This is a genomic window from Mucilaginibacter aquatilis, assembly GCF_009755275.1.
In the GTDB taxonomy this organism is placed as follows: domain Bacteria; phylum Bacteroidota; class Bacteroidia; order Sphingobacteriales; family Sphingobacteriaceae; genus Mucilaginibacter; species Mucilaginibacter aquatilis.
Window position 1 is genome coordinate 706,064 of record NZ_WQLA01000001.1, and the last position, 17,581, is coordinate 723,644.

General features: G+C 43.1%; 16 protein-coding genes and 1 tRNA gene. 7 read left to right on the forward strand and 10 right to left on the reverse strand.

What is annotated here, in order from left to right; genetic code table 11:
- Positions 1–10: 10 nt before the first annotated feature.
- Genes GO816_RS03190 through mraZ form a run of 5 tightly spaced genes read right to left on the reverse strand, consistent with a single transcriptional unit; the run spans position 11 to position 5,318 of the window.
- Positions 11–1,468, reverse strand: coding sequence for a UDP-N-acetylmuramoyl-L-alanyl-D-glutamate--2,6-diaminopimelate ligase (locus GO816_RS03190; protein ID WP_157539894.1), 1,458 nt, complete (start codon positions 1,466–1,468; stop codon positions 11–13).
- Positions 1,465–3,558 carry a penicillin-binding protein gene (locus GO816_RS03195; RefSeq protein WP_157539895.1) on the reverse strand — a complete coding sequence of 698 codons (2,094 nt, stop codon included), beginning with the start codon at positions 3,556–3,558 and terminating at the stop codon, positions 1,465–1,467. Before GO816_RS03195 ends, GO816_RS03190 begins: the two co-directional genes overlap by 4 nt.
- Positions 3,555–3,962: an FtsL-like putative cell division protein gene (locus GO816_RS03200; protein WP_157539896.1), complete on the reverse strand. Its 408-nt coding sequence runs from the start codon at positions 3,960–3,962 to the stop codon at positions 3,555–3,557. Before GO816_RS03200 ends, GO816_RS03195 begins: the two co-directional genes overlap by 4 nt.
- Positions 3,959–4,861 carry a 16S rRNA (cytosine(1402)-N(4))-methyltransferase RsmH gene (gene rsmH, locus GO816_RS03205; protein ID WP_157539897.1) on the reverse strand — a complete coding sequence of 301 codons (903 nt, stop codon included), beginning with the start codon at positions 4,859–4,861 and terminating at the stop codon, positions 3,959–3,961. The genes GO816_RS03200 and rsmH overlap by 4 nt, the downstream gene beginning before the upstream one ends.
- Positions 4,854–5,318, reverse strand: coding sequence for a division/cell wall cluster transcriptional repressor MraZ (gene mraZ, locus GO816_RS03210; protein WP_157539898.1), 465 nt, complete (start codon positions 5,316–5,318; stop codon positions 4,854–4,856). The genes rsmH and mraZ overlap by 8 nt, the downstream gene beginning before the upstream one ends.
- Before the next feature lie 277 nt (positions 5,319–5,595).
- Here mraZ and GO816_RS03215 point away from each other — a divergent pair, with 277 nt between their 5' ends.
- Positions 5,596–6,642, forward strand: a complete 1,047-nt coding sequence (locus GO816_RS03215; RefSeq protein WP_157539899.1) for an acyltransferase family protein — start codon at positions 5,596–5,598, stop codon at positions 6,640–6,642.
- Between the two features lie 72 nt (positions 6,643–6,714).
- Here the strand turns inward: GO816_RS03215 and atpC are convergent, their stop codons facing one another.
- The 3 genes from atpC to GO816_RS03230 all read right to left on the reverse strand — a co-directional run bounded on the left by atpC (position 6,715) and on the right by GO816_RS03230 (position 9,785).
- Positions 6,715–6,972 carry an ATP synthase F1 subunit epsilon gene (gene atpC / locus GO816_RS03220; RefSeq protein WP_157539900.1) on the reverse strand — a complete coding sequence of 86 codons (258 nt, stop codon included), beginning with the start codon at positions 6,970–6,972 and terminating at the stop codon, positions 6,715–6,717.
- An 84-nt stretch (positions 6,973–7,056) separates the two neighbouring features.
- The gene (atpD, locus tag GO816_RS03225; protein WP_157539901.1) at positions 7,057–8,562 is read right to left on the reverse strand and encodes a F0F1 ATP synthase subunit beta; all 1,506 of its coding nucleotides are present in this window, start codon (positions 8,560–8,562) and stop codon (positions 7,057–7,059) included.
- 239 nt (positions 8,563–8,801) lie between these two features.
- On the reverse strand, positions 8,802–9,785 hold the full coding sequence (locus tag GO816_RS03230; protein WP_157539902.1) for an NAD(P)H-quinone oxidoreductase: 984 nt from the start codon (positions 9,783–9,785) through the stop codon (positions 8,802–8,804).
- Positions 9,786–9,913: 128 nt separating this feature from the next.
- Between GO816_RS03230 and GO816_RS03235 the strand changes: the two genes are divergently transcribed.
- The 4 genes from GO816_RS03235 (at position 9,914) to obgE (ending at position 13,653) form a co-directional block, all read left to right on the forward strand.
- Positions 9,914–11,524 (forward strand): S8 family peptidase, encoded by a 1,611-nt coding sequence (locus tag GO816_RS03235; RefSeq protein WP_157539903.1) that lies wholly within the window; start codon positions 9,914–9,916, stop codon positions 11,522–11,524.
- Between the two features lie 154 nt (positions 11,525–11,678).
- Positions 11,679–11,752: transfer RNA gene (locus GO816_RS03240), tRNA-Arg, on the forward strand.
- 70 nt (positions 11,753–11,822) lie between these two features.
- Positions 11,823–12,395 carry an adenylate kinase gene (locus GO816_RS03245; protein ID WP_157539904.1) on the forward strand — a complete coding sequence of 191 codons (573 nt, stop codon included), beginning with the start codon at positions 11,823–11,825 and terminating at the stop codon, positions 12,393–12,395.
- Positions 12,396–12,645: 250 nt separating this feature from the next.
- Positions 12,646–13,653 carry a GTPase ObgE gene (obgE, locus tag GO816_RS03250; RefSeq protein ID WP_157539905.1) on the forward strand — a complete coding sequence of 336 codons (1,008 nt, stop codon included), beginning with the start codon at positions 12,646–12,648 and terminating at the stop codon, positions 13,651–13,653.
- A 62-nt stretch (positions 13,654–13,715) separates the two neighbouring features.
- On the opposite strand, the gene GO816_RS03255 is transcribed toward obgE, so the two are convergent.
- Positions 13,716–15,308, reverse strand: a complete 1,593-nt coding sequence (locus GO816_RS03255; protein ID WP_157539906.1) for a hypothetical protein — start codon at positions 15,306–15,308, stop codon at positions 13,716–13,718.
- 116 nt (positions 15,309–15,424) lie between these two features.
- Here GO816_RS03255 and gap point away from each other — a divergent pair, with 116 nt between their 5' ends.
- A complete protein-coding gene (gene gap, locus GO816_RS03260; RefSeq protein ID WP_157539907.1) occupies positions 15,425–16,423 on the forward strand; it encodes a type I glyceraldehyde-3-phosphate dehydrogenase in 999 nt (332 codons plus the stop codon).
- 62 nt (positions 16,424–16,485) lie between these two features.
- On the forward strand, positions 16,486–16,920 hold the full coding sequence (locus tag GO816_RS03265; RefSeq protein WP_317163576.1) for a GNAT family N-acetyltransferase: 435 nt from the start codon (positions 16,486–16,488) through the stop codon (positions 16,918–16,920).
- Between the two features lie 76 nt (positions 16,921–16,996).
- Here GO816_RS03265 and GO816_RS03270 read toward each other — a convergent pair whose 3' ends face one another.
- Positions 16,997–17,503 (reverse strand): glycine zipper domain-containing protein, encoded by a 507-nt coding sequence (locus tag GO816_RS03270; protein ID WP_198171403.1) that lies wholly within the window; start codon positions 17,501–17,503, stop codon positions 16,997–16,999.
- Positions 17,504–17,581 lie beyond the last annotated feature (78 nt).

Sequence of the window (17,581 nt, forward strand, 5' to 3'; positions counted from 1 at the left end):
ATAATTGCTGTTATAGTTTTGAAAATGCGTTTAGAAGTTCTTCTTTATCGTCGAAGTGGTTTTTCACACCGTTTATTTCCTGGTACTTTTCGTGTCCTTTTCCGGCTAACACTATAATGTCTCCGGGTTGAGCCAGATGTACCGCTGTTTTAATGGCTTCCCGGCGGTCGACTATACTTATTGTCTTGCGCTGGTTACCTGGGTCAACTCCGGCCTCCATATCTTTTATAATTTGGGCAGGATCTTCTGTGCGTGGGTTGTCAGAGGTAAGTATCACTTTGTCGCTCCAGTCGCAGGCGGTTTTTGCCATTACCGGCCGCTTTGTTTTATCTCTGTCGCCTCCGCAGCCTATAACGGTTATTACCTTTTCGGTTCCTTTGCGTATATCTTGTACGGTACTCAAAACATTCTGCACGGCATCAGGTGTATGGGCATAATCAACAATACCAATAATCTTATTGGGTGCTATTGAATAATCAAAACGGCCTTCCGCGCCAGATAATTTGCTTAAGCTGGTTAATACGGCACTTTTTTCCTGACCTAATAGTATAGCTGCTGCATACACTGCCAATAAATTGTAAGCATTGAAGCTGCCTACCATTTTAAACCAAACTTCGTCGCCATCAACATTTAACAAAAGGCCGCCAAACTGATTCTCCAGAACCTTTACCTTAAAATCGGCCATGTTTTTAAGGCCATATGTTTTTTTAAAGGCTTTGGTATTTTGCAGCATTACGTTGCCATTGCGGTCATCAACGTTGGTTAAAGCAAACGCACCTTTAGGCAAGGCATCAAAAAAACCCTTTTTGGCCTTTAAATAGCTATCAAAGGTTTTATGGTAATCAAGATGATCATGCGTAAGGTTTGAAAATATGCCGCCGGCAAAAGTCAACCCATCAATGCGGTGTTGTGCAACAGCATGTGAGCTTACTTCCATAAAACAGTAATCACAACTTTGCGCAACCATATCGTCAAGTAAGGCATTAAGCGCAACCGGATCGGGCGTGGTATGAGTAGAAGGTATTACCCTACCATTTATCTGATTCTCTACCGTTGAAAGCAAACCACATTTGTAACCTAAATCACGAAACAACTGGTATAGCAAAGTTGCCGTAGTAGTTTTACCGTTTGTACCGGTAACTCCAACAAGCTTTATTTTTTTGGATGGATTGGCGTAAAAGTTTGATGCCAGTATCCCCAACGCTTCCGCAGAGTTTTGTACCATCAAAAAGTCTGCAGCTTCGGCGGTATGACCCGGCAAATCTTCACAAACTATAGCAACAGCACCATCTTTAATGGCTTGCTCTATATAATCATGGCCATCAACATGGGTACCGCGCACTGCAACAAACAATGCACCGGGTACAACCTTACGCGAGTCGAACACTACCGCAGTAATTTCAACATCGGCACTGCCCTGCAATTTGGTAAAGGCCAAGCCTTCAATTATTTCGCTTAAATATCTCATTGCAGTTCAATGGTTACGCGTGACCCTTTAGGAATAATACTACCACCCGTTACCGACTGGCGTGCTACTACTCCGCATCCTCTTACAGTTGTTTTATATCCTGCATTACCTAATGCATAAAGCGCATCACTCAAACCCATTCCGGTTACGGCGGGTACAGTGCCACGTTTGTATTTTACTTCTTGCGGAGCCAAACCATTGCTGGTATCAACCGAACGCGATGCATTTGATGCATACAGCGGTTTAACTCCAAGTTTGCCATACACCTGCTGCAGGGCTTTAATGTTTCCGTGCTTAACCTCAGGTAGCTGCGTGTTGCCAACTAAACGAGTTACCGGGGCCTGGTCCATCTGCAAATCGCTCGAGTATACTTTATCAGCAATTTCCCTGAAAACCGGACCGGCAACTGCTGCACCGTAATAGCCGTTCTTTGGATCATTGATAACCACTATAAGCGAGTATTTGGGCTTATCGGCCGGAAAATAACCTGCAAACGAGGCCTGATATTGACGGCGGGCTTTATAACCTTTGTTTGCATCGGCCACCTGTGCAGTACCCGATTTACCGGCAACTCTGTACAATGGATTATAAATGATGCCTTTACCCGTACCCTCGGTAATTACCCCTTCCATCATTTCCTGCATTTTTTTCAGGGTTTTTTCGGAGCATATTTTATCGTTAACTACACGGGCCGAAAACTGCTCGATGGGGTTACCCAGTCTGCGAATTTCGCGCACAAAAATTGGCGCTACATACTTGCCGTTATTGGCAATGGCATTATAAAACGACAACATTTTAAGCGGCGTCAAATTCATCTCATAGCCATAGGCCATTTGAGGCAACGACATGTTCTTGTTCCAGCTTTTGCTCTTAGGATTTTTTACCACCGGCTGAGCTTCACCCGGTATTTGCAAACCCAGCTTTTCATTCAGCTTCCAATCGTAAAGATGGTCGGTAAACTTCGATTGATTTTGCTTGTAATACTTATCAACTAAATAGGCAACCGCGGCGTTTGATGACTCTTCAAACGCCTTTTTTACGGTCACCACTCCAATACTTCCATGCGAATCCTTGATGATGTGGCCACGGATGGGATATGTACCCGTACCTACAAGGGTGTTGGTGTCAACATACTTATCTTCAAGTAACGCCATATACGACGCAATTTTGAAGGTAGAGCCGGGATCTTGATTACCGGCAATAGCATAATTGAATTTCTCTTTGTATTCGCCGTCGGCAACCTTGCTGTAATTTGCTACAGCGCGTATTTCACCGGTTGACACCTCCATTAATATGGCGGCACCATGATCGGCATTGCTTTTAATGAGCTGTTTAAGCAACGCATTTTGCGTAACATCCTGAAAATTTACATCAATAGTTGATATAATATCTGCACCTTCTTTTGGGGCAATCTCATTATCGGGGTTTACCGGCATCCAAACACTACCTGCAATACGCTGCATTAAACGCTTACCGCTTTCGCCTTCAATATAATCAGCATATGCACCCTCCAAACCTACCGGGTTTTTGATGTTTTCATTTTTATAACCAATGGTACGTGCCGCAAGCGAGCGATAAGGGAGAATGCGCTTATTTTGCTGAACAATGATTAAACCGCCTTTATAACGGCCCATATTAAATATGGGAAACTTGCGTATTTTTTTAAGATCTTGATAAGAAACCCTTCTGCGTACCAGTTGATAACGGCGCTTTTCGCGGCGCGCCTCACGCAAAGCGCGCGAATAATCACCGGCTGATTTATCGCCAAAGAAAGCCGACATTTTGTAGGCCAGTGAATCTACCTTATCGTAAAACACCTTATCATCTTCAATACCACCGGCAAGCATATCCATATGCAGCTCATATTCAGGCACTGAAGTTGCTAGTAAGCTACCATCAACAGCAAAAATGTTACCCCGTGCAGCATCAACGTTAACATACTTTACAGAGAGGCTATCGGCCATATTACGCCACTTTTTACCCTGCGCAAATTGTAAATGACACAGCTTAAAAAACACAGCAAACGCCAGCACCACTATTAGCCCAAAGGCCAGGTACACACGCAGCAATATGTTAGTCCTGATATTCATTTTTCAACCTCCGTATTATCGGTTAACTTTTGCGGTGGCTCAACAGCTTCACTTATACCCAGGGTATCTACACGCTTGGCCACTTCTGTAAGCGTGCTGTGGTAAGCCATCTCGGCTTTGGTAGTTTTATAATCCCAGCTTAATTCTTTTACTTCTTTACTTAATTTATCAATGTCACGTATATTGTTTTCGGCAAATTGCCTGTTACCTATGTACACCATACCCAGCAATGCCAAAAAGAAAACAAATGGCAAAGCACGGGTAACATCCTCGGTAGATATTACTCCTTTACTGATGAGGTTTGTGAAAAAGTTTTCCGGGTTTTCTTTAGCCGGTATCTCTTTAACCACAATCTCCTTCTCAGCTTCTTCTTCCTGAATTTCTGTACGTAAACGGTTGCTCATTTTTTTACAGCTATTCTTAATTTGGCACTACGTGCCCTGTTATTTTCCTTTATTTCTTCTTCAGTAGCAGTTATTGCGCCGCGGCTTACAGCCTCCAGCGGTTTTTGATCATTACCGTAAAAATCTTTTTCCACCTCGCCGCTGAACTTGCCTTTAGCAATGAAGTTTTTAACCAGCCTGTCTTCCAGTGAATGGTAAGACAGAACCACCAACCTGCCTCCTGTACCTAAAACCTCGGCGGCCTGCTGCAGGAAATCTTTCAATACCTCCAGCTCCTGGTTTACCTCAATGCGCAACGCCTGAAATACCTGTGCCAGGTACTTATGTTCTTTGCCACGGGGAATTAATCCCGCAATTGTGTTTTTCAAATCGGCTACCGTACTCAGCTGACCATTAAGCCTGCCTGTTACAATAGTTTTTGCAAGCGATTTCGCATTTTGGATTTCACCGTAAATGCCAAAAATGCGGTGTAACTCAGCCTCGCTGTACGTATTTACCACCTGCTTGGCGGTAAGGTCGGATTGCTGGTTCATGCGCATGTCCAGCTCGGCATCAAACCTTATCGAAAATCCGCGCTCTGCCTCATCAAACTGATGCGACGATACACCCAAATCGGCCAGTATACCATCAACCTTTGTTGCACCGTGCAGGCGACAAAAGTTTTTGAGATACCTAAAATTCTGATCAACAAACACAAAGCGTTTGTCATCAATTTTATTACGCTGCGCATCGGCATCCTGGTCAAACGCTATTAACTTACCGTTTTCACCCAGGTGCTTCATTATTTCCCGCGAGTGACCACCACCACCAAAGGTTACATCAACGTAAGTTCCATTTGGCTTAATATTTAAAGCGTCAATACACTCCTGCAACATCACCGGGTTATGATAATTACTCATCTCCCCTCCTTCCTAAACTACCCATTACTTCCTCGGCCAGGTTGGCAAAGTTTTCAGGAGCGTTATCCATCTGCTCATCATATGCAGTTTGATCCCAAACCTCAATTTTATTAAACTGGCAAGACAGCACCACTTCGGTACCTATGCCCGCATATTCAGTGAGCGCCTTTGGCAACAATACCCTACCCGATGCATCAAGGGATAGCTCGGTAGCTCCACGGGTGAAATACCGGATAAACTCACGGGTTTTCTTCTCGTACTGGTTAAGCTTGCTAAGGTCGTCCACTATTTTATCCCACTCCTTACGAGTATAGATTACCAGGTGCTTTTCAAAGCCACGGTTGATCACAAGGCCCTCTTTATCAGCTTCTGGAAGCTGTTTCTTGAGGCCCGCCGGGATCATCATCCGCCCTTTGGCATCCAGTTTACAATCAAATTCTCCTAAAAAATGAGACATGCAGGGTCTTATCCTAATTTTCAGATGTAAAAGTAACACAGAATTTCCACTTCCTCCCACTTTTTCCCACTAAAAAGTTTTCAACAGCAACTTTTGATAACTTTATCCCCACCACTGCAAACAATTGCTTATTTGTACAGTTATAATTCCCTTACTGCACTTTCATAAACCGCCCTAAAAATCATTATAACTATCTCATTAATAGTCAATAGTGCTACCACTACTAGCTCATTGATTATTTTCGGTACTTTGCAACCCGTTACCAATTACATTGCCTTTGAAACCACATTATCCTATACTTGATGGCTTACGCGGAACAGCGGCCATTATGGTAGTTATCTTCCATTTGTACGAGTCGTTGTATATCGATTATAGCATCCACCCTATTCACCATGGCTACCTCGCGGTTGACTTCTTTTTTATGTTGTCGGGCTTTGTTATTGGTTATGCCTATGATGACCGATGGGGCAAGCTGAAACCCTGGGATTTTTTTAAGGCGCGCCTCATTCGCCTGCATCCTATGGTTATTTTCAGCACAGTACTGGGGGCTATTTGCTTTTGGTTTGACCCTTATATAGATGCCAAATACCACATTGACTTTATGAAGCTGGTGGGCATTACATTAATCGGGTTAACATTACTGCCCACTCGTGATGTACGGGGATGGGATGAAACACATTCATTGAACGGGCCACTATGGTCGCTTTTGCAGGAATACATAGCCAACATTCTTTATGTTGCTTTCGGGCGCCTACTGAGCATCAAAGCATTGTGGATTGTAGCTATAGTAAGCGGTTTATGGTTAGCGTATGCGGCTAATATGCTTGGCAGCGTGGCCAGCGGATGGGCCTACGGCAATTTTTGGATGGGCTTAACACGTATGGCATTCCCGTTCTTTGCAGGCTTACTATTGTTCAGATCAGGATTATTGCTCAAAGTGCGTAACGCCTACCTGCTATGTTCGGTTGTATTAATTGTGCTTTTTATGCTACCGTATGTTAAATACAATGGCTTATTTGAGGCTGCGTGTATCATCTTTGTTTTCCCGCTTATTATTGCAGCAGGCGCCGGAAGCAGCATTAGCGGAAAGTGGGCCAAGTTGTGCAAGTTTTCGGGAGACTTATCTTACCCGCTTTATATTATACACTACCCCGGTATTTACTACTTTTTATATTGGATACAAGCAAAAAAGCCAACACCTGCCCAAATGCTAACTGTTGGCTGCGGGTTATTTATAGTGTTTGTGGCAGTTGCTTACGCAGCACTTAAGCTATATGACGAACCTGTGCGCGCATGGCTGAAAAGAAAATGGATGCGCGCTTAAAACGCAAACCTCAATATACAAAAAAGCCCCTGCTATAAAATAACAGGGGCTTTTATTATGTTTAAGTAAGTATTAACGCTGGGTAATGCCTTCGGCAAGTACCATTACTTTGTTATTATTTACTTCAACCACTCCGCCTTGTATGCGGTAAACACCTTCTTTACCATCTTTGCTTCCGCCGCGAACAATAAGTTTACCATCCTCAAGCGTTGAAATGATTGGTGCGTGATTATTTAATATCTCAAACGACCCTAAAGTACCCGGAACGGTTACTGAGCTAACTTCGCCCTCAAATACTTTTTTATCAGGAGTAAGAATTTCTAAAGTCATTTTTTGAGTTATGTGCTGTAGGTTGCGTGTTGAGAGTTTTGCAATTCATTGTTTGTTAACTCTTAAACCCGCAACCTGCAACAATTAATTATTTGCTTCTGCTAATAGTTTTTTACCTTTTTCAATGGCATCTTCAATAGTACCAACAAGGTTGAATGAAGCTTCAGGATATTGATCCACTTCACCGTCCATGATCATATTGAAACCTTTGATGGTTTCTTTAATATCAACCAATACACCTTTTAAGCCGGTAAACTGCTCGGCCACGTGGAAAGGCTGTGATAAGAAACGCTGAACACGACGAGCGCGTGATACTGTTAACTTATCTTCTTCAGATAACTCATCCATACCTAAAATGGCAATGATGTCCTGAAGTTCTTTATAACGTTGTAAGGTTTCTTTAACACGTTGTGCTGTGTTATAATGCTCATCGCCTAATACAGCAGCGCTCAAAATACGTGAAGTTGAATCCAGAGGGTCAACCGCAGGATAGATACCTAACTCAGCAATTTTACGTGAAAGTACGGTAGTAGCATCCAAGTGAGCAAAGGTTGTAGCCGGCGCAGGGTCAGTCAAGTCATCCGCAGGTACGTAAACGGCCTGTACTGATGTAATTGAACCACGTTTGGTTGAGGTAATACGCTCCTGCATGATACCCATCTCGGTTGCAAGCGTTGGCTGGTAACCTACCGCTGATGGCATACGACCTAAAAGAGCCGATACTTCAGAACCTGCCTGAGTAAAGCGGAAGATGTTATCAATAAAGAAAAGAATATCGCGTCCTTTACCTTCGGCATCACCATCACGGAAGTACTCAGCAATAGTTAAACCTGATAATGCAACACGTGCACGTGCACCCGGCGGCTCGTTCATTTGACCGAATACGAAGGTTGCTTTAGAGTCTTTTAATTCTTCGGCATTTACCTTAGAAAGATCCCATCCGCCTTGCTCCATAGAGTGCATAAACTCTTCACCGTATTTGATAATGCCTGATTCAAGCATCTCGCGCAATAAGTCGTTACCTTCGCGGGTACGCTCACCTACACCAGCAAATACCGATAAACCTGAGTATGCTTTAGCAATGTTATTAATCAGTTCTTGAATTAATACGGTTTTACCTACACCCGCACCACCAAACAAACCAATTTTACCACCTTTAGCGTAAGGCTCTAAAAGGTCAATTACTTTAATACCGGTAAACAGTACTTCAGTTTCGGTAGATAAGTCTTCAAATCTTGGAGGAGTAGCGTGGATAGGACGACCACCTGTTTTGTCTAAATCAGCCAAACCATCAATAGCATCGCCTACTACGTTAAATACACGACCTTTGATGTTATCGCCGATAGGCATACGGATAGGAGATTCCAGATCGGTTACCGGCATGCCGCGTAATAAACCGTCGGTTGAGTCCATTGCAATTGCACGTACGCGATCTTCGCCTAAGTGCTGCTGAACTTCTAATACAATTTTCTGACCGTTGCTTTTGGTGATCTCCAGCGCATCATAAATTCTAGGAAGATGTGCATCGTCGCTAAAGCTTACGTCAACTACCGGACCAATGATTTGTGAGATTTTTCCAATGTTTGGCATATATACCTTACCTAATTTTTTAAAACTGATAATGAAACAGGTTTTGTAACAAACACATGACACTATTTCGGAGCGCAAAGTTAAGGTTTATAATGACTTTTTAACTACTTATATGAAAGAATTTTACTGAAAATATGAACGTAATACACTTAACTGATAATGATTAATAACAGATGGATAATATATCACAATAAAAAGCGTTTAGCTGACCATTATAAGGACGTACTTTTACGTTAAATTTAAGGCACTACGAGGACAATTTTGCCTATATGTTCGCTGCTCTCCATTAGCAAATGTGCTTCAGCGGCCTGTTGTAAAGCATAGGTTTGATTAATCACTGCTTTAATTTTCCCTTGCTCAATTAACGGCCATACATGGTTCTTAAGTTGTTTTGCAATTGCAGCCTTAAATTCAATATCTCTGGCACGCAAAGTTGAACCGGTTATGGTGATTCGCTTAAGCATAATTAATGACAAATCAACTTGCGCATCTTTACCCTTCATGGTATTAATAAGCACCAGTCGCCCATCATTTGCCAGTGCGGCAAGGTTAAGCGGCGTGTAATCACCGCCTATCATATCCAAAATTACGTCAACACCATTTCCGTTGGTTAACTGCATAATCTCGTCAGCAAAATTTTGCGTTTTATAATTGATGGCTTTTGCTGCACCCAAATGTTCGCACACCTCGCATTTATGCGCTGAACCAGCTGTTACATACACCGTACTACCTAACGCTTTAGCTATTTGTATAGCTGCCACCCCAATGCCGCTGCTGCCGCCATGTACAAGCAAACTATGGCGTGGCTTTAACCCTGCCCTGTCAAAAACGTTACTCCAAACAGTAAAAAAAGTTTCGGGTAGGCTTGCAGCTTCAACCATGCTCACACCCGCCGGAACCGGCAAACATTGCCCTTCGGGAGCTAAGCAATATTCAGCATAACCTCCACCGGCTACAAGGGCACACACCTCGTCACCCGCCTGCCACAACAATACGCCAGGCCCGATTGCTTCAACCACGCCCGCCACTTCAAGACCCGGTATATCAACAGGTGCACCCGCTGGCGGCGGATAGCTGCCTTTACGCTGGGCAACATCGGGCCGGTTAACACCGGCAGCATACACTTTTATCAATACTTCACCGGGCCGGGGCACAGGCTTTGGCCGCTCGGCCAGCTGCAACACTTCAGGTCCTCCGTGTTCCCTAATTATCATTGCCTTCATCAGTCAGTTAACTATGTTACTTGTCCGAGGGTTTTAACTTTCATACGGTTTATAAATTTTCAGCGTTGTATCATGAGCGTTTTTTTGGTTTATTTAACGCTTGTAATTTTACTATCTCTTTAATTTAAATGGTTAACTCTTACACCCTAAAACGCCTGTTAGTTGCAGGCCTGCTTTTATGTGCCACAAACACATTTGCCCAAACCCCCGCCAAGCCAAAACCCAACTGGCAAAACCTTGACCTGAAAGCCGATGGCATGTTTGGAATCAGCACCGAAAAAGCATATAACGAATTACTGAAGGACAAAAAGCCGTTGAAAGTAATTGTTGCCGTAATTGATGGCGGGGTTGACGTGAACCACGAAGATTTGAAAGATGTAATTTTGAGCAACGGCAAAGAAATTGCAGGCAATGGTATAGATGATGACAAAAACGGCTATGCCGACGATATACACGGCTGGAATTTTATAGGATCGGCCAAGGGCAACCTCCAATATGATAACACAGAACTTACCCGCCTGTTAAAAAAATACTGGATGAAGTTTGCCTATGCAACACCCGAAACACTAAAAGGTGAGGAACTAAAAGCTTACAATGAACACGAAAAGCACAAGGCCGAGCTGCAAAAGCAACGCGCTGAAGCTACCCAAAGCCTACAAAATATAAGCGGTTTTAAACAGGCCCTTGAAGCGGTACAACAAGCCATTGGTATTGAAAACCCAACGTATAAAGATGTAATGAATTTTGTGCCGCGTAACCAGGTTGATAACCGCGTGCGCGAGATTGTGCTGCGCATGATGCCTGAATACAAGGATTTTAAAGATTTTAAAAAGAACGTAGTAGATGAGGCCTATCAACATTATAACGAAAAGCTGAATTACCACTTAAATATGGACTATGAGGCGCGTGACCTTGTGGGCGATAACTACGAAAACAGTAACGAACATTTTTACGGCAACAATGATGTTACCGGCCCTGACGCAGATCATGGTTCGCATGTGGCAGGAATTATTGCCGCCCTGCGTGAAAATAATTTAGGCATCAAAGGTGTAGCCAATAACGTTGCAATCATGTCGGTACGCACGGTGCCCAACGGCGATGAACGCGATAAGGACGTAGCGAACGCTATAAGATATGCTGCCGATAACGGAGCCAAAGTAATTAACATGAGCTTTGGCAAACCCTACTCATGGGATAAAAAAGTAGTAGACGAAGCGGTTAAGTACGCTGTAAGTAAAGATGTGCTACTTATACACGCTGCAGGTAACGACAATGAAAACACCGACGACAAGATATTCTATCCTAACCGCAATTATGAAGATAAAAGCGGTGCCGCCGAAGCCTGGATAGAAGTTGGTGCATCGGGCTTTAAAGATGATAAAACACTAAAAGCACCATTCTCAAACTATGGCAAAAACACCGTTGATGTATTTGCCCCGGGTGTTGCTATCTATTCAACCACGCCAAATTCAGAGTATACCAATCATGATGGTACCAGCATGGCAGCACCGGTAGTAAGCGGACTTGCGGCACTCATCAGATCATACTACCCCTCATTAACCGCTACAGAGGTTAAAGAACTTATTTTAAGATCGGTTGTTAAAATAGACCATAAAGTAAACTACAAAGTTGGCAGCAAAGAGCGAAGCATTACCTTTGCCGACTTGTGTAAAACCGGCGGCGTTGTAAACGCTTATAACGCGCTTAAACTTGCGGCGGCTAAGTCGGCAGCCAAATAAGAACATGAAACAACAACTTGTGTTATGTTAAGTTGAAAATTAATATGCTGATTATGAACTCAAAAACTCAGTTTTTAAAATTATTCAGCATTTTTTTATAAAAACATTTGAACGGAATGTAGAATAATACTACTTTTGCATTCCGTTTCAGGAAGCACTCGTAGCTCAATTGGATAGAGCATCTGACTACGGATCAGAAGGTTAGGGGTTCGACTCCCTTCGAGTGCACTTTTTAATCTCAAAGCCTTTCCGTATTATTGCAGAAAGGCTTTTTTAATTTAAAACACAAATCACAAGGATGCTGAACTTAGTTTTGTTTGGTCCGCCGGGCGCTGGCAAGGGTACACAATCTCAAAAACTTATTGAAAAATATGGCTTAATACATCTCTCAACTGGTGATATATTACGCAATGAAATTGCACAAGGTACTACGCTGGGCCTCGAAGCTAAAAAACTGATGGATGATGGCAAACTTGTACCCGATGAAGTAGTAATTGGCATGATCAGCAATAAGCTTGATGCAAATGCTGATGCCAAAGGTTTTATTTTTGACGGGTTTCCGCGCACTGTTGCTCAGGCAGCTGCTTTAGATACCTTACTTGAAGAAAAAAGCACTGCAATTTCAGGTATGATAGCTTTGGTGGTTGATGATGAAGAGTTAGAAAAACGTTTGTTGGAGCGCGGCAAAACATCGGGCCGCCCTGATGATGCGAACCCCGAGATAATTCGTAAACGCATTAACGAGTATAATAGCAAAACCACGCCGGTAGCAGAGTTTTACAAAGAACAAGATAAATTTACCAGCATTAACGGCGTAGGTACCATTGATGGTATTTTTGATGCCATTAGTGAGGTAATAGAAAAATATTAATATTTCCGCTAGCTGGAATTTTGATTTCGGATTTGAACAGTGCTCCTAAGGGCTGTTTAAATCCGAAATTGTTGTTTATAGCAAGTTAGGATTTACTAAGCATTTTGTCATCGCTAACCACCGTGGGAGATTTTAATAAACGTGCAAGCTAAGCACACCAAAAAGGTCTCCGTGGTTTGAAATGATACGTAGAAAATTAAAGAGTTACACAAATTCGAATGTAAAATTCGGATTTTGAAATACAAAACACATGAGCCAGGGTTCGAACTTTGTTGATTACGTAAAAATATGCTGCCGCTCGGGCAAGGGCGGAGCAGGGTCGGCGCATTTGCACCGTGATAAACATACGGCTAAAGGTGGCCCCGATGGTGGCGACGGTGGCCGTGGCGGACATGTTATTGTAAAAGGCAATGCCCAGCTATGGACCATGCTACACCTTAAATACCGTAAGCATATCATTGCCGGCGATGGCGACAGTGGTGGCAGTGCCCTTAGCACAGGTAAAACCGGCAGAGACGAAATACTTGAAGTACCCCTGGGTACTATAGCCCGCGATGCAGAAACCGGCGAGGTGATTTTTGAAATTACTAAAGACGGCGAGACCAAAATTCTTACCTCGGGGGGCCGTGGTGGTTTAGGTAACTGGCACTTTAAATCATCAACCCACCAAACACCACGTTACGCTCAACCGGGCGAACCGGGACAAGAGCATTGGAACATACTCGAGCTTAAACTACTGGCAGATGTTGGTTTGGTAGGTTTTCCTAACGCAGGCAAGTCTACACTACTATCAGTAGTATCAGCGGCCAAACCCGAAATTGCCGATTATGCTTTTACCACCCTTGTACCTAATTTAGGCATTGTAGCTTACCGCAATAACCGTTCATTTGTGATGGCCGATATTCCGGGCATTATTGAGGGGGCATCAAAAGGTAAAGGTTTAGGCTTCCGTTTTTTACGCCATATTGAGCGCAATTCGGTACTGTTGTTTATGATTCCGGCTGATACCAACCGCAGTATTAAGCAGGAATATGAGATTTTATTGCATGAGCTTAAAGAGTACAACCCCGAGCTTGCTCATAAGCCACGCGTACTTGCCATTACCAAAAGCGATTTACTGGATGACGAACTGCAACAAGAGATGAAAGCAGAGCTTCCGGAAGGTATACCTGCAGTATTTATTTCAGCCGTAGCCCAACAAGGCATCGATCCGCTGAAAGATTTGCTATGGAAAGAAATCAATATAAACATTCAATAATTTCCTAACCTTTTTATCCAAAGGGAGCTTTTCTGAAAAGGATTAAATACGGAATTGAATAATTACTTTCCTATCCAAACGGTATAATCACTTGTAAGCTTTTTAGTTTCGAAGTTATTATATTCGGGGAAACACTTTTGCATGATAAACTTAGCTCCTCCATTGGTTTCATACTCTGATGGCAGCAGGATATACAATGGTCCGGCGTGGCCTTTAAATGTATAATCATCGTAATTGGTACCAACATCGGCACCAATGGGTTCAATGGTAATAAACCGGTTGTTTTGAATTTCTAAACCTAAATCGGCGCTGATGAAAACGAAGATAGCATTGCGCTGCTGTTGATCTGCCTGTAAAATGTATTTAAGCGTTGGCTTGTCTATAAATTGCTGCGTAATGCCCGATGTGCCGTGTATCCCTTCCTCGCGGTTATACCAGTATTCGCGGTGTAGGGTTGATATGCTTTGCCAGGCAATAAAAATCCAAGCAAATACAAAGGCTACCCTGAAATAAATTTTGCTCTTCTCAATCAAATAAATTGCTCCGGGAACAATTAACAGCCCCACAATACGAAAGTGCCGCCCTTCATATGATATTGCTAACTGGCGCACAAAGGCCTGCCCAAAGAAAAGAAAGAAGACGGCATAAAAAACAATTAATGCGATAATATAGGCGCGGTAAGGCACACACCTTACAATTGCCCAAACCAGAGCTACGCTGCCCGCCGCTATTGCAATTAACAATATGGTTGTAACGGCCGGCGAAAACATAGGTCCATCGGGGTGATAAATTAAGCCATGCGTCAATTCATCTAACGAGAAACCAGCCAGCAAAGGTGAGCCTATGGGGAACAAGAACGTTTCCCATATTATACGGAAACCACCGCTTGACTCTGACGCCGGGTTTTCGCCCCTGCTTAAAAAGAAGATGTAGATACAAGCTACAGAAATCACAAACGGAATACCGATGGCTATCCCGTTTTTAATCCATGCAGTATAATCTCTGCGTTGCGGCGACATGTTAATCCACATACAAAACAAACCGGCGGCGTACACCAGCATCATTGACGATTTACTGAAGAAGCCTGCCCATCCTGCAACCAATACAAACAGCAGCATGAGCGGACTGATTTTTTTAAAATAAAAGCATCCGTATAAAAACCATCCTGCATAAGCAAACATGATTACCTCTCCCCCATTATAAAACGCAAACGGAATATAGTAAAACAGCTGACTGGCAATAAAAGCCACACTTACTGCAGCAATAACCGGTTTAAAGCCTACTTTTTTAAAAAAAGCAAAGAAGCCAAAAAGACCTGCGATTTCACATAATACACTGGTTAGTACGGAAGCCTGCCCGGTATTAACTGCAAATAACTGCTTAAAGGCATAAGGCAACAAGTATTGCCCCGGCGACCACCACGTTAAAAAAAAGCCGGAATCCTTGGCTATGTTGGCAGTATCAGGTCCTACCAGCATGTTAAAGCCACCGCCGTTTTCCATTGAGCGCATTACCTGGAACCCCCAGCTTGGATCGGGGTATATGGCCGGAGGTGCTGCAAAACTATAAGCTCCGGTAATTAACGTTACCAATACAGGAACCGCCAAAATAATGAAGGCCCATTTATTTTCCCTGATGTTACTTGTATAGGTCATGCACTTACAAAAGTAAGCATTATTAAAAGATAGTATGAATATGACCCGCCCGTGTAATAAAGCACATGTTTAAGCCTTTATATTTTATAATTTTGCAGGGTACTAAGCATTAAATAATGAGAATAGCTATCAATGGATTTGGCCGCATTGGCCGCATCTTTTTGCGTAATATATTAAACAGGCAAGGCATTGAGGTAGTTGCCATTAATGACATTACCAGCACACAAACCCTAGCACATTTATTTAAGTACGACAGTGTTCACCGCGGCTTTAAAGGCGATGTTTCTTTTGATGAGCAACACCTGTTTGTAAACGGCAAATCAATAAAAATACTGGCCGAAAGCATTCCGGCAAATCTCCCATGGGCAGATCTTGATATTGACCTTGTCATTGAATCTACCGGCAAATTTGCATCGCTCGATGGCGCTAACCAGCATTTAGCTGCAGGTGCCAAACAGGTCATTATATCGGCACCTGCCGGTGGCAAAACCGTGCCTACCGTGGTGTTGGGTGTAAATGATGATCAGATTGACCTGCGGTCGCCCATTATTTCAAATGCATCATGTACCACCAACAATGTGGCCGCTATGGTAAAGGTGCTGGAAGAAAACTGGGGCATAACCGAAGGTTATATCACCACCGTACACTCCATGACCGGCGATCAAAACCTGCACGATGCCCCTCATAAAGATCTTCGTAGGGCAAGGGCGGCATCATCATCCATCATACCCACAACAACAGGTGCAGCGAAGGCAATAACTTCAATATTTCCTCACTTAGATGGTAAACTGGGCGGAGCAGGTATACGAGTGCCGGTACTGAACGGTTCACTTACTGATTTTACCTGCCTTTTGAAAAAGCCGACAACTGTTGAGGCCATTAACGCAGCCTTTAAGCAAGCGGCCAACGGCGCAATGAAAGACATCCTAGAATACACCGAAGACCCTATAGTATCAACCGATATACTTGACAACCCTCATAGCTGTATATTTGATGCTCAGCTAACATCAATAGTTGGCGACCTTGTAAAAGTTGTGGGCTGGTATGACAACGAAATGGGCTATAGCAGCCGTTTAGCCGACTTGGTTGAGCGAATTGCATTGTTGAATTCCTAAATGCAGCTTCAGTAATAATATAATTTACACTTCCTAACTTACAGAACGAATAACTATCACTCGTGGTAAAATTTATAAGCAAAGATGATATACTTCCTATCCGCAATGAAATATTGCGAGAGGGAAAACTTACCTTGGAAGAATGCCGCTTTCCTGGAGACGATAATGCCGAAAGCTTTCACTTAGGTTTTGTTGATGGTGATGAGCTGGTAAGTATTGCCTCGTTTCACCCGCATGGTTACGGTGATTTTACAGGCAAAGGCTACCAGTTAAGGGGCATGGCTACTTTAAAAAGCTACCAAGGTAAAGGTTTAGGTACGCAGCTTGTAAATTTTGCCGTGGTTTACCTGCGCGGTCAAAAGGCAAACTATGTATGGTGCAATGCACGTAAAGTAGCCGTTAACTTTTACAGTAACGTTGGTTTCGAAATTGTATCAAAGGAATTTGATATACCCGGAATTGGCCCGCACCATGCTATGTATCTTAAAATTCAATAAGCCGCATATATAAAGTGTGCCTATACAAAAAATGCAACCCACAAAGGGTTGCATTTTTTATTTGAGCTAAGTAAGCTTATTGGTTTTCTTTTTTCTTCTCTACTATTTTACCAACGCCATAACCTGCTGCACCACCGGCTACACCGCCAATTAATGCACCAACGCCACGGTTTTTCTTGGTTACCAAAGCACCTGTTAAAGCACCTGCACCAGCACCTATCAAGGCACCATTACGTGCTGCATGGCTTTTCTTTTTGGTAGTTGTTGTGGTATTTGCACCGTAACCAGATGCCGCATACGACGACCTTGTACCCGATGAAGCATAAGTAGTAGTTGCTCTTGCACGGCGGCGTTCACGCTCGCGCGCAGCGCCTACGTTTTTAAGACTGTCTTCATAACGCGCTTGCTGTTGAGCCCTGAAAGCTGCCAGACCTACGGTATCAGACTTTTCCATTGTTACGGTTGATGTTTGCTGGCTGTCTACTTTAGCAGCCACGGTGTTAGATTGATTTGGGTTTGAATGACAAGCAACTAAACCTAGTGCTACGCCCGAAACCATCAATAAACGCTTTACCTGTATCATAATTAACTGTTTTAAGTAAATGCTAATAATTAATTGACTTGCTGAATTAATAAAAGTCAAATGGTAAAAGCAATTTAG